This window comes from Streptomyces sp. NPDC001513 (genome assembly GCF_042894695.1).
In the GTDB taxonomy this organism is placed as follows: Bacteria; Actinomycetota; Actinomycetes; order Streptomycetales; family Streptomycetaceae; genus Streptomyces.
Genome location: NZ_JBIAVU010000017.1, coordinates 82,710 through 95,265 on the forward strand (window position 1 = coordinate 82,710; position 12,556 = coordinate 95,265).

A 12,556-nucleotide genomic window follows, 5' to 3' on the forward strand; every position below is an offset into this window, starting at 1 on the left:
GACTCAGCGGCCGAGTCCGGCGAGTCCGTCGCCCAGGATGCCGGCGCCCAGAAGGAGGAGCACGACCGCGGTGATCACGGCGCTGTTGGTGATCATGAATTGCCTGACACTGTCCAGGAACGAGGCCGCGCGGTGTCCGCCGAGGAGATGGATGACGACGGCGCCGAGGACGGTGCAGGAGCCGACGAGAACGAAGACGGCGACGGCCACCGTGAGATCGCCGTTGTGAACCCCCGCTTCGACGATCGACGTGGCCGCCGAGGCCGTCAGAACGAGGTTCTTCGGGTTGGCGCCCGACAGCAGCAGCCCCAGGAGCAGCGCCCGCAGGGCCGAGAGGTCATCGAGTGACGCCATCCAGCGTGGCGTTCCGGTCTCGTCGCCGGCACGTGGACGCTGCCACCATGTACGCGCCCCCAGCACGATGAGGGCCGCTCCGGCGAGCACCCGTCCCCAGCCCGCGATCGCGGACGATGGGCTTTCGGGGTCGTCGGCTCCACCGAGCACGACCACGACGAGTGTTGCCACGATCCCGAGCCCGGCGATCCACCCGGCCGCGAACAGCAGGCCGTTGCGGCGGCCCTGCCGGCCGGCCAGGATCAGCACGATACCGATCACAGGGAAAGGGCTCAGCGCGACCGCCAGCGCCGCCGGCAGCACGGCCCCAATGGCCTGGATCAGCACCGTCTCCCCTTCCCAGCCCCGCACGCAGGGCGCCGCGGAGTGCCCCTTCCGGGACAGTACCGAGCGCACTCGTCCGGCAGCCTCTCGCGTTGCCGTCCAAATGGGGCATCGAGTGGTCCTGTCTGCGGCAGCCGTGAGGGGAAGCGGCAGGGGTCGGCCTCCCGAAGCACCGTCGAACGCCGCGCGCCCTCGTCAACGAAGCCCACCGCACCCGAAAGAACACCCGCAAGGGTTAAATTCAGCAGCGATTTCAAGGTTAAAATCTACTAGAGTCCGGGGTGGAGGTGCAGCAGATGCCGAGTCAGGAAGAGCTGTTCGAGGCGGTGGACGCGCTGCTGGAGGGCGCGCCGACGTTGCCGCCGCCGGCGGAGCGCGCCCGCCTGCGTGAGGCGGCCGGTGTTTCGCAGGCGAAGCTGGCTCAGGCGCTGAAGTCGACGCCTCAGACGGTGAAGAACTGGGAGAACGGCCGCTCGGAGCCGAGGCCGCCGCGCCTGCAGGCGTACCTGCGGCTGCTGGAGGGCTGGGCCGAGCGGTACCCGGCGAGTGCGGTCGTGCCGGTGCCGGCGCCGCAGACTTTCACCAGCGCTACGCAGCAGCCGGCCCCGGCTGCACCCGCCACCGAGCCCGTGACGGCCGTCGCGACCGTGGCGGCCGCTGTCGCGGAGCCGGCGCCTGCACCTGCACCTGCACCTGCGGCCGGGCCCTCGGTGGCGTCGCGCCGCCCGGTGCGGAAGGCCGCCCCGCAGGCGCCCGCCGATCCGCGATACCCGCACGGCCCGCTCGCGGTCCTGGACGGTGACGGGACCGCGTACGGCGTGGACGGCATCGTGCTGGACTGCCCGGCCACCACCGTTGCGCAGTTGGTGGAGTGGACGCTGAAGGAGTCCGGGCTCGGCGCCGCGCAGCTGAACCGCAACGGGAAGGACTCCGATCCGCTGGTCGTCCTCACCGAGGCGGCCGCTGTGAAGCTGGGACTGCCCGAGCGGCTGGAGGGGCCGGAGGCCCGCCGGAATCTGCGGCTGCCCGACGACCACCCTGTCGTCAGGCAGCTCGCGAGGGCGAAGTGGAAGCTGACGCAGCGCGGCTTCGGACCGTGGCCGCGGATCTACCGGCCCGCCGCGGCCGGGCAGCGCCAGTGCGTGCAGCTCGCGGTCCTGTCCTGGGACGCGCTCGACGAGCGGTCCTGGCCCGGCGTCAGCGGCATGGAGCCGGCCGACATCGCCCGCGTCCTGGGTACGTACGCGTCCCGGGTGCTGACCCCGCGCGGCTCGACCGCCGTCTCCGGGCTGGAGCTGATGACCGCGCTGCGCCCGCCGACCCGCGCCGTCAAGAACGACCAGGGCGTATGGGAGTCCGGCTACAACCCGGGCTCGCTCGGCACGGAGCCGATGGATCCCGCGCCGCCGGAGGCCCCCTCCGAACACCCCGTCGCACAGGGCTGGACCGGCGGCTTCCTGGACGAAGAGGCGTACCAGTGGGTGCGTGAGGTGGACCTGCTGTCGGACGAGGAGTGCCTGCTCCCGTACGCGGTCGGGCTGGACATCAACACCGCGTTCCTCGCGGCCTCCGCGCGCCTGGTCGTCGGCCTGTCCGGCCCCGACCACTTCCACGGGCCGAGGTTCAACAAGAAGATCCCCGGCTCCTGGCTGGTGGACCTGTCGGGGATCGAGCTGGACCCGCGTCTGCCGTCGCCGTTCACGCCGTCCGGCCGGCGGCCCGAGGGGCCGGCCTGGTACCAGACCCACACCCTCGCCTACGCCCAGGAACTCGGCTACGAGGTGCAGCCGGTGGAGGCGTATCTGCGCAGGGAGACCGGCGCGTACCTGGACCCGTGGCACGACCGCCTCAAGACGGCTTACGTGGACACGCTCGCCGACCTCGGCGTCACCGCCGAGCTGGACGACCGGCAGTTCCTCGCCGCGATGGAACAGCACAAGGACGTCGACCCGGCCATCGCGGCTGTCCTCGCCGCGGTCAAGGCGACGGTCAAGGGCGGGGTCGGCAAGCTGCGTGAGCGCCCGCAGGGCCGTCACTACCGCGACGGGGAACGGTGGCCGGCGCTGGAGCGGCCGACCTGGCGCCCCGACATCCGGGCCGCGGTCATCGCCAAGGCGCGGGTCAACATGCACCGCAAGATGGCCAACGTCGCCAAGGCGACGGGCCGGTACCCGCTCGGCGTGCTCTCCGACTGCGTCGTCTACGCCTCCCCCGGGCCCTCGCCGCTCGACTTCCTGCCCTACACCACCTCCGGCAAGCCGCTCCCCGGCTCCTTCCGGCTCGGGCCGACCCCCGGCGCGGCGAAGGTGGAGGGTGTGCAGGAGATGGCGTGGGCGGTGGACCTGATGGAGAAGGGCCTCAACCCGGCCCGCCACATCAAGGGCGGCGACGCCGTCCTGGACGAAGGGGAGTAGACGGTGGGGGACATCGAGGATGCTCTGCAGCGCGCGGACGGCGAGGCGTTCACCCGGGAGCCGCCCAAGACCCTGAAGGGCCGCATCAACTTCCTGTTGGGGAAGCTGAAGACGACCAGGGCCGTCGCGGCCGAGCTCGGGGTCAGTCAGCGGTCGGTCGAGCGCTACCGCACCGGGGAGCGGAAGACCCCGCCCAAGGCGATCACCGACCGCATCGACACCGCCGTACGCGCACGCTGGCAGCCCGTGGTGCGCGGACGCCGCCGCAAGCAGGCCGCCACCAGCACCGGCATCACGGTCGAGACCCGCGCCCGCTTCGGCTACACGGCCCCCATCGGCACCACCGACGACGGCCGCATGCGACGCCTGACCGTCCACCTCCCGCCCGCCTACGCGCAGCGCCTCTTCGACGCCCAGCAGCAGGGAACCGGGGACCAGGAACTGCGCGCCATCGTCGCCGAAGGCCTCCAGGAGGTGTACTTCAAGGACGGCGGCACCCGCGCCGACCAACTCGAAGTCGAACTCACCGACATCGACTACATCGACGTGTCGTTCTAGAACGAAGGCTGGGCGGTCGCGTCCACCCGGAGCAGGCACTCCAGGAACGGCGGCGGCGGTCGCCGTGCCGTTGACGCCGCCGCCGTTTCCCGCCCGGACTGCGTCAGCCGGCTCGCGCGGTCAGGGCGTGGATACGGACTTCCTGATCGGTGGCACGCGTGTCGCAGCTGATCAGGGCGTAGCGGTGCAGGACCAGCAGGCTGTCGCGTACCTCGCGCTCGGTGACCGAAGTTCCTTCGCGTGCCGTCGGGGTCAGGGCGAGCGCCGCGAAGGTGGTGGCCGCGGCGCAGGAGGGGCGAAGGCGGACCGGCGTCCACCGCGGGCGGTTTCGGTCGTGCTCACGAACGGTGGTGGTCGCGCCAGGCCCGGCACGGCTCCTTGGACTCGCGCTGCCGTTCCGCCAGAAGGTCGTGGGGCCGTTGCAGGTGGCAGTCCGGGATGTGCACGCCGTCGGCGAACGGCTTGAAGCCGAGGCGTGACCAGGTATCCGCGAGCTTGGCAGCGGCCTCGCGGTGCCGGGCTTCGGTCAGGTCCCGTCCGTCGGCCGAGCCGGGCTCGCAGGAGACCGCTACGCAGTCCTTCGACACCGGGCGGACGGCCGCGCCCGCCAGGCCCGGGCCCGGGCCGAAGCCGCGCCACTCCGGTTCCAGGGGCGCCGTTCCACTCCCCGCTGGTGACGTCCAGGGCCGTCTCGCCGATGCGGCAGAGATCGCCGGTGCAGGAGTCCATCGCCTGGAAGGGACGGTCGGGGCCGAACATGCGCACGCGGACGAAAGACTTGCTGCCCACCGTGATGTCCTGGACGGCAGTAGTGGCCGCCCTCGCCGCTCGCTGGCCTGCCGGGGATCCCGGACGGATGGTCGCCGCGTATGAAGTGCCCGGTACGGCAGGTTGAGGCCAGTGTGCTCGTCGGCGATGCCGCGATCAGGGGAGGTGGCCACGTGTTCTCCCGTTCTGCCCCGCCCGCGATGGGACCGCCCGCTCCTCTCCTAGCGGACGGTGGAACCAGCCCCTGGCCTGCTGCGCTTCCGGAGGAAGCGTGTCCAGCGTGATGAACCCGGGCCGTCTTCGGGTGGGGGTGGCGACAGCAACTCGCGCTGGACTACCGGGTGTGGGCACCAGGTGAGGTCGCGTACGCAGTCGCGCGGGATGCCCAGAATCTCGACGAGCGCCGCGAGTGAGGTCTCGTCGTCGGTGTGCCGGCGGTCGAGCCACACGGTGACGCCCGTGTCCTCCACGTCGGTGAACTGGCTCAGCACGAAGAAGCGCCGGCCCAGTCGGAACGAGGCGACGTCCACAGCGCCCAGGTCCTCCCAGCTCTGCTCCACCCGCAGCACCAGCCTGTCCGCGTAGGCCTGCATGGGCGGTGGGAGCACACCGATCGGCCGGTGGGAGAGGGCAATCGAATCCCACATCCCGTACTGCAACGCGGGATTCGGATTCCCACTCTGATATTCGGGCGCGGGCCGCCAGTCAGGTTCCGGGGCGGGCACCGCAACCGGCTCCCATCTCTTCGGCTGCCGGTATCCGGCCGACTCGTCCCCTGCAGGTACGCGCCCGCTCATCTCCGCCCTCCCCTTGGCACACCCTCGGACGGACATCTTCCCAGGTGGTGGTCATCGCGCCGCGGTCCGCGGAGCCCGGTCGACGCGGACCTGCGGCAACACGCTCGTCCGCACATCACGTGAACCGCGTCGCAGCGTCGGCTTCGGGAAGTACGCAGGCGCCGTCCGGGGCTCGGCGGGTTGCTCAGGCGTGGTGCTGGGCGAGGAAGGTGGTGATGAGGTTCTGCCATTCCTCGGGGCGTTCCACCATGGGCAGGTGGCCGGTGCGGAGTTCCACGAGCCGGGCGCCGGGGATGGTGTCGGCGAGTTGGTGGTGCAGGCGGGTGGAGGTGAACCGGTCCTGGGTGGTGGAGATGACCAGGGTGGGTGCCTTGATGTGCGGCAGGTCTTCGCGGACGTCGGCCCGGGGGGCCAGCTCGGCGTGCTCGGGGGTGCCGTCGGCGACGCCGGCGGCGGTGAACCCGATCGCCTGCCGGAGCTGTTCGGCCGGCATCGCCTCCAGGGCGTCGGCGCCCAGGGCCATCATCGTCAGGTACTCGGCCAGTACTTCGCGGTCGTCCGACTCGGCCAGCTTGCGCCAGATCGGCAGGGCGAGAGCGAGGTGGTTGTCCCGGTAGGGGAAGGTCGCGGTCAGCACGAGGGCGGTGACGCGCTCGGGGTGGCGGGCTGCGGCGCGGATGGCGACGGGGCCGCCGAGGGAGTAGCCGGACAGTGCGAAGGTGTCCAGGCCTTCGGCGACGGCGGCGGCGACGAGCTGGTCGGCCAGGTCGTCCAGTGACAGCGGCGTGGTGGAGCGGGGGGTGTCCCCGCTGCCGGGGTAGTCGACGCCGACGACGGTGTGGCGGGCGGCCAGGCCCTCCAGGATCGGTCCGTAGGTGCCGGCCACGCTGCTGCCGGCGCCGTGGGCGAGCGCGAGGCCGGGGCCGGAGCCGAGAACGGTGCGGGCGAAGGTGGCCTCGGGCAGGGTGCGTGCGGACATGGGTCTTCCAATCTGCGGGTGTGGGGATCGGGTCGTGCGGTGCTCGGGCCGCCGGCGGATCCGCTTCGGTGCCGGGGGGCGGGGCCCGCTCGTCGGGGTCGAGCGTGCAGGTTGCGGGTCCGGGCAGGGGCTGGTCACAGGGTCCGGGCAGGGGCTGGTCGCGGGGCCGGCCCGGCGTCGGGCGGTCTGCGCTGCCGGTCGGCGAGCGTCGTGGTGCCGGCGCGGCCTGCTGCGGTGCGCCCTTCGCCGAAGCGGACGGATCGGCCCGGGGACGACCGGCTGCGGCCCCGGGGCCGCCTCGCCCGCGCAGGCAGTGCGAGGCGGCGGCATGGGAGGTCAGGGCAGCAGGACGGCCTTGCCCCGGTTGCGGTGGGCTTCCAGGTCGGCGTGCGCGGTGGCGGCCTCCTCGAGCGGGTAGGTCCGCCAGATGGGCAGGGTGAGCCTGTTGTCGGCGGCCAGCTCGACCAGCTGCGGAAGGGCTTCCTCGGCCTGGTCGGCGCTGCCGGCGCTGAAGCGGACGCCGTGCTGCGCGGCGGACATGTCGGCGATGGTGATGACGTGTGCGCTGTCGCCGGTCAGGGCGACGGAGTCGGCGAGGACGCCGGCGCCGGAGGCGTCGAGGACGAAGTCGACTCCCTGGGGCGCCGCGGTCCTCACCCGCTGCACCCAGCCGTCGCCGTAGCGGACGGCGGTGGCTCCGAGCGCGGTGACCCGCTCGATGTCGTGCTCGCCGACCGTCGCGATGACGGTGATGCCGCGGGCGACGGCCAGCTGCGCGGCGATGATGCCGACGCTGCCGCCGGCACCGTGGACGAGCAGGGTCTGGCCCGTGCGCACGCCCAGCTGGGCAAGGACACGGAAGGCGGTCCGGCCGACGGTCACCAGCGATGCCGCGACCTCCCAGGACAGCGCTGCGGGCTTGGCGACCGGCTGCTCCAGCAGCGCGTACTCGCTGTAGCTGCCGCCCGCGGTGGCGCCGAGGACCTCGTCGCCGACGGCCGCGTCGGCTCCCTCGCCGACCGCGTCGACGACACCGGCCGCGTCCAGTCCGGGGACTACGGGGAAGTGCGCCGGGACGGCCCCGGCCATCAGGCCGGAGCGGATCTTCATGTCGAGCGGGTTCACGGAGGCGGCCCGCACGCGGATCCGGACCTGTCCCGGGCCGGGCTCCGGCGCGGTGACCTCCGACAGCCGCAGCACCTCGGGGGTGCCGTACTCGGAGAAGGCGATTGCTTTGGACATCATCAGGAACTCCCGGGTAGGGGCCTCGTCGGCGGGGCCGCCGGTCAAGCGGTGAGGGTGGGGTAGTCGGTGTAGCCGCGGTGGTCGCCGCCGTAGAAGGTGGCCTGGTCCGGGGTGTTGAACGGGCCGCCTGCGGCGAGACGCCGGGGCAGGTCGGGGTTGGCGAGGAACAGCGCCCCGTAGGCCACCATGTCCGCGCTCCCGTCCTCGATCAGCTTGAGCGCGTCGGGGCCGGTGACGTCGGGGTGGGTGAACGGGTTGAGGACGAACGTGCCGGGCCATTCCTTGCGCAGCCGCGGGGTCAGCTCGGGGTCGGGGCCCTCCATCAGGTGCAGGTAGGCAAGATCGAGGTCCAGACCTGTGAGCCGGTCCAGCAGGGCCCCGTAGATCTCGCCCGGGTTGTCTTCGACGATGTCGTTGTAGCGGTTTCCGGGCGAGATCCGCAGACCGACCCGCCGACCGCCGATCGCCTCGGCCACGGCCGTGACGACCTCGACGGCGAAGCGGATCCGGCCCTCGGTGGAGCCGCCCCAGGCGTCGGTGCGGTGGTTGGTGTTGTCCGCGAGGAACTGGTGGATCAGATAGCCGTTGGCGCCGTGGATCTCCACGCCGTCGAATCCGGCCTCGACGGCGTGGAGCGCGGCGGTCGCGAAGTCGGCGACGGTCTGCCGGATCTCCGCCTCGCTCAGCTCCTTCGGCGTGACGAAGTCCAGCGGCCCCTGGTGGGTGTAGACGCGGCCCTTGGCGGCGACCGCCGAGGGCGCCACCGGCGTCAGGCCGTCGGGCAGCAGGCTGGGGTGGCCGATCCGTCCGGTGTGCATGAGCTGCGCGAAGATCACCCCTCCCTCGCGGTGCACGGCGTCGGTCACCGTCCGCCACGCGCGCACCTGGCCCGGTGTGTGCAGGCCGGGGGTGTCGGGGTAGCCCTGGCCGACCGGCGAGGGCTGGACGCCCTCGGTGACGATCAGCCCGGCGCCGGCTCGCTGCGCGTAGTACGTCGCCATCAGGTCGGTCGGCTCCGCGTCCGGGCCGTGGGCCCGGCTGCGCGTCATCGGGGCCATCGCGACTCGGTTCGCGAGGCGTGTGCCGCCGCCCAGGACGATCGGATCGAAAGCAGTGGTCATGGTCGCTCCCTCGGGATGGGTGGTGCTCTGCGGGCCGGGCGGCACCGTGGCCCACGCCAGCCGTTTACTGTCCGAACAAGTAAATTACCTGTCTGAACAGTAAACCTGCTTCCCGTGGCCTGGCAAGTGAGGCGTGCAGCCGCCTCCACCTGTCCATATGCGCCGCTCGATGGACGGAACCACTGCTGATGGGCCTGATGAAGGTAGAGTTCTCCTGTCCAAACAGGAGAGCGGAGAAGAGATGGCCGAGTCCACATCCGAGGCCGGGCAGGATTCCGGATCCGAGGCCGGGCAGGATTCCGGAGCGACGGAAGGGAAGGCCACCGTGCCGGTCCCCGGTGCGGCCGCCGGCGGACCGATCAGTCACGCGATCTTCCGGCTTGCCCGGCTGCACCGCATGTTCGCGGGACAGCTACTGCGCCGCATCGGCCTGCACCCGGGCCAGGAGCTGGTCATGATGCACCTGTGGGAACTCGGTCCCCAGCGTCAGATCGACCTGGTACGCCTGATGGACTCCGACGCCGCCACGATGACCCGCACGGTCCGCCGCCTCGAACAGGCCGGCTTCGTCCGCCGCCGCCCCTCGCCCACCGACAAGCGCGCCTCGCTCATCGAACCGACAGCGGCCAGCCACGCCCTGCGCCGGGAGGTGGAGCGGGTCTGGAGCCAACTCGAGGACATCTCGGCCACGGGCCTCTCGGACGACGAGCGCGCCAACGCCCTCGCCACCCTGGAACGCCTGGAGCAGAACCTCGTACGTGCCGACGCCCAGCCCGCGGAGCCGAGCGCGGAACACTGAGAAGCCGCGCGAGGAGGTACAGCCTGGTCGGTACGCGGGCCCCGGGCGGGCACGCGGTGCGGATCGCCGGCAGCCGCCCTGCCGGAACCGTGATCACCCGGCAGGATGCCACGGCTGGGCGCGGAGATCTTCGGCGCACGGCCGGGCTCGATCTCCGCGCGGCGTCGGAGTTCAGGCGCGAGGAGCGTCAGGCGGCCACGACGCAGACCCCGGGCTCGCCTCGCGCACCAGGCCCTCACGGCACGGGGCCGGGCCGGGCGTGCTGCGTCGCGTGACCGGGGAGCGGAGCCTGGCCCTTGCCCGGCTACACCGCTGCGGCGGCGGGTCCCTGCGCGGCCCTGGCGTGCTGCATGGCCGTGAGCCTGCGCACGAAGAGCACCGCGAGGATGGCCGCCACGATGTCGAGAGCGTCGCCGACCAGCATCGTCGTGGCCGCGTCGCGCGCGGCGTCGGGGCTCTGGGCACGGCCGTAGGACATGCCCCCGAACCACCCCAGGACCCGGGACAGGACGAAGACGCCCCACCAGAGGTTGACCAGGGTCAACGGGAAACGCCGGTACCCCCCGTCGGCTCCGAGGGGCGTGCTCGACCCCCACGTCGTCACGGCGATCCGGTACGGCAGCCAGAGGTTGGCGAACGGTACGAACCAGGCACCGATCGCCCAGCCCAGCGAGAGCTTGTCCGCGCCCGGTGCGAAGACTTCGGCGTTCGTGCGCACCCGGTGGAACCAGACGATGAAGACGATGGCCGTCACGATCAGGGCGTTGCCCTGGATCGTGCCGACCAGACCCGTCAGTCTCTGGCCTCGGTCGAGCTCGGCATCGGTGACCGTGGCGGGATCCGTGAGGAGCCGCTCCATGAGCGTGCGCATGTTCCAGTCGGCGTACACGGCGTACGCGGTGATCCCGATGACCAGCGAAAACAGCACAGCCAGGGCGATGGCCAGGCCCACGGGCGCACGGAGCCGATCACCCTGTCCGCCGGGCGCAGCGTACGGGGACGGGGACGAGGTCAGGAACGGAGTCGGGGCCGGCGGACCGGCCGGAGCTGCGGACATGCTGAAGAACCCCCAGGGTGCGCATACGCGAGAAGGCGCGCCGAGCAGGGCGGGCCAAGCCGGAACCTACGTCAGCCGGTCCGTCCGTGTCACACCCGTTTCCCCAGGTCAGGGCAGACCGTAAGCACGTCGTCCCACCGGACCCGCTGCCCTCCCACCGTGATGGTGTGCAGAACCCAGCAGCGATCGGGAGAACCCTCCTGGGGCTCGTAGCCCAAGACGGCCCCGGCCCCGGCCCCGTCCCCGTCCCCGGAATCCCTCGACACTTCGGTCATGCGTGTGGCGTTCTGTGACCGATCGAGGTTGGACGACAGGCTGAGCCAGCCGTCGCAGCCGTGGGTCAGTCCTGCAGGTTGACGTTGCAGGAAAGGGTGCCCTGGGAGTCCGGCTTGTCCTGGCTCTCCCGGAGCTTGCCGTCGACGTAGATGCGGCAGGCGGTGCCGGGCTGGGCGTGGAGGACGGCGAGGTTGTTGAAGCCGAAGCCGACGTTCTGCGAGACCGTCCAGGGCAACGGCTCGCTCGTGGCCTTCGTCTGGTTGTTCTCCCCGGAGAAGTTGTAGCCGATCTCGGCCTGCCCCGTCCCCGTCACCTCCATCGTGACGTCCCAGTTCTCGCCGAAGACGCCGCAACCGGTGAGCGTCGTGGCGGCGAGCAGCGTCGCGCCGCTCGCCAGCAGCGCCGCGGGACGGGCCACGCGGTGCAGGAGGGGGAAACGGGAAACAGCGGAATTCACGAGGGCTCCAGATGTTCTGCCGCCGGACCTGCCCCTCCCAGCGGTCGAAAGAACGCATTCGCACTGGAGGCCTCCACCGAAAGTACGCACTCGTCTTCCCGCCCCTGTCCCTCTGACCAGCGGCATCTATCCTCATCGCCATGCCGTTCCCGTCCCCGTCCCCGTTCCCGCTCCCGACCGCCCTCACTTCTCCCAGGCTCGCCGCCGGCTTCCTCGCCGCCCTGCTCGCGGTGGTCGACGCGGGTGTGGTCAGCAGGACCAGGCTCGGACTCGCCATCCTGGCCTGCGAGGCACTCGTCTGCTGCACGGTGGCCGCCACGTCGCGTGCCCTTCGTACCGGCCGGCACGGGACGGCCTGCGCCCTGACCACAGGCGCGTCCGTACTCTCGCTGCTGGTGACCTCGATGGTGCAAGGGTCCGTACTGCAGCGGACCCCTGGCTGGGCCGAACTGGCGGGACTGCTGCTTCTGGTGTGCGTGACCTGCCGCTACGCCCGCGGGCTGCCGCTGGTGCTTTCCGCGGCCGCGCTGTTCGCCGCGACGACGCGGCTCGGCCAGCGGGCACCCGGGCTCTCGGACATACCGCTGCTCAGCCCACTGGACGGGTTCTTCACCCTGCTGCCGACCGCATTCGCCCTGCTGGGCTTCTATCTGCGCGCCGAGGACCGCCGCCGGCGCTCGACGGCCGAACAGGTGCGACAGGCCGAACGACTGGAGCTGGCGCGCGACCTGCACGACCACGTCGCCCATCACGTCACGGCCATCATCGTGCAGGCCCAGGCAGGCGAACACGTCGCGGAGCGTGATGCCGCCACCGCCCGGCGGCTGTTCTCCGACATCGAACGGGCCGGTCAGGACGGGCTCGTGGCCATGAGCCGTATGGTGCGGCTGCTGCGCGACCCCGACACCCGCGAGCAAACCGCCCCGACCACTCCGGCCCTGACCAGGGTCGGCGATCTGGTACGACGTGCCAACACACCGGAACAGCACACCTCGCTGACCGTCTCCGAGGAGGTCGACAGCACCACCTGGTCTCCGCAACTGGCCAAGTCGGTCGAGAGGCTGGTGCAGGAGGGGCTGACCAATGTCCGCAAGCACGCCCGTGGCGCCACCTCCGTGCACGTCCTGCTGGAGAGCGAAGGGGATCGCGTCGTCATACGGGTACGGGACAACGCGAGCGGCGGCCAACGCGCACGCCCCCGGTTCCGCCCCAGTGGCTTCGGCCTGATCGGGCTGACCGAACGGCTCACCGAACTGGGCGGCGAGCTCAACTGCGGCCCCATGCCCGAGGGCGGCTGGGAGCTGGCCGCCGCGATACCCCTGAAATAGCCGGCGGCGGTCGCCGTCAACCGCCGCACCCGGCTGTGCCAACCTTGAGCCCCCGGCAGCGAGGCGTCGCCGGGACCCG

12 protein-coding genes are annotated in these 12,556 nt (G+C 71.8%); 4 read left to right on the forward strand and 8 right to left on the reverse strand.

Annotated features, from left to right (window positions below; all coding sequences use genetic code 11):
* Positions 1 to 3: 3 nt before the first annotated feature.
* Entirely contained in the window at positions 4 to 681 is a 678-nt protein-coding gene (locus ACFYZ4_RS32725; RefSeq protein ID WP_390785587.1) for a GAP family protein, read from the reverse strand.
* Positions 682 to 974: 293 nt separating this feature from the next.
* Here ACFYZ4_RS32725 and tap point away from each other — a divergent pair, with 293 nt between their 5' ends.
* Positions 975 to 3,092: a telomere-associated protein Tap gene (gene tap, locus ACFYZ4_RS32730; RefSeq protein ID WP_390785588.1), complete on the forward strand. Its 2,118-nt coding sequence runs from the start codon at positions 975 to 977 to the stop codon at positions 3,090 to 3,092.
* A gap of 3 nt (positions 3,093 to 3,095) precedes the next feature.
* The gene (tpg, locus tag ACFYZ4_RS32735) at positions 3,096 to 3,650 is read left to right on the forward strand and encodes a telomere-protecting terminal protein Tpg (RefSeq protein ID WP_390785589.1); all 555 of its coding nucleotides are present in this window, start codon (positions 3,096 to 3,098) and stop codon (positions 3,648 to 3,650) included.
* A 338-nt stretch (positions 3,651 to 3,988) separates the two neighbouring features.
* Here the strand turns inward: tpg and ACFYZ4_RS32740 are convergent, their stop codons facing one another.
* The 5 genes from ACFYZ4_RS32740 to ACFYZ4_RS32760 form a co-directional block, all read right to left on the reverse strand.
* Positions 3,989 to 4,237 carry a hypothetical protein gene (locus tag ACFYZ4_RS32740; protein ID WP_390785590.1) on the reverse strand — a complete coding sequence of 83 codons (249 nt, stop codon included), beginning with the start codon at positions 4,235 to 4,237 and terminating at the stop codon, positions 3,989 to 3,991.
* A 402-nt stretch (positions 4,238 to 4,639) separates the two neighbouring features.
* Positions 4,640 to 5,065 (reverse strand): hypothetical protein, encoded by a 426-nt coding sequence (locus tag ACFYZ4_RS32745; protein WP_351291276.1) that lies wholly within the window; start codon positions 5,063 to 5,065, stop codon positions 4,640 to 4,642.
* Between the two features lie 334 nt (positions 5,066 to 5,399).
* A complete protein-coding gene (locus tag ACFYZ4_RS32750; protein ID WP_351291278.1) occupies positions 5,400 to 6,194 on the reverse strand; it encodes an alpha/beta hydrolase in 795 nt (264 codons plus the stop codon).
* 336 nt (positions 6,195 to 6,530) lie between these two features.
* The gene (locus tag ACFYZ4_RS32755; RefSeq protein WP_390785648.1) at positions 6,531 to 7,436 is read right to left on the reverse strand and encodes an NADP-dependent oxidoreductase; all 906 of its coding nucleotides are present in this window, start codon (positions 7,434 to 7,436) and stop codon (positions 6,531 to 6,533) included.
* A 44-nt stretch (positions 7,437 to 7,480) separates the two neighbouring features.
* Positions 7,481 to 8,560, reverse strand: a complete 1,080-nt coding sequence (locus ACFYZ4_RS32760) for an alkene reductase (RefSeq protein ID WP_390785591.1) — start codon at positions 8,558 to 8,560, stop codon at positions 7,481 to 7,483.
* A gap of 241 nt (positions 8,561 to 8,801) precedes the next feature.
* Here ACFYZ4_RS32760 and ACFYZ4_RS32765 point away from each other — a divergent pair, with 241 nt between their 5' ends.
* A complete protein-coding gene (locus ACFYZ4_RS32765; protein ID WP_390785592.1) occupies positions 8,802 to 9,359 on the forward strand; it encodes a MarR family winged helix-turn-helix transcriptional regulator in 558 nt (185 codons plus the stop codon).
* A gap of 304 nt (positions 9,360 to 9,663) precedes the next feature.
* On the opposite strand, the gene ACFYZ4_RS32770 is transcribed toward ACFYZ4_RS32765, so the two are convergent.
* Complete coding sequence (locus tag ACFYZ4_RS32770; protein WP_390785593.1) at positions 9,664 to 10,416, reverse strand: DUF4328 domain-containing protein; 753 nt, start codon at positions 10,414 to 10,416, stop codon at positions 9,664 to 9,666.
* 340 nt (positions 10,417 to 10,756) lie between these two features.
* Complete coding sequence (locus tag ACFYZ4_RS32775) at positions 10,757 to 11,149, reverse strand: hypothetical protein (RefSeq protein WP_351291285.1); 393 nt, start codon at positions 11,147 to 11,149, stop codon at positions 10,757 to 10,759.
* A gap of 140 nt (positions 11,150 to 11,289) precedes the next feature.
* Between ACFYZ4_RS32775 and ACFYZ4_RS32780 the strand changes: the two genes are divergently transcribed.
* Positions 11,290 to 12,477 carry a histidine kinase gene (locus ACFYZ4_RS32780; RefSeq protein ID WP_390785594.1) on the forward strand — a complete coding sequence of 396 codons (1,188 nt, stop codon included), beginning with the start codon at positions 11,290 to 11,292 and terminating at the stop codon, positions 12,475 to 12,477.
* Positions 12,478 to 12,556: the final 79 nt, after the last annotated feature.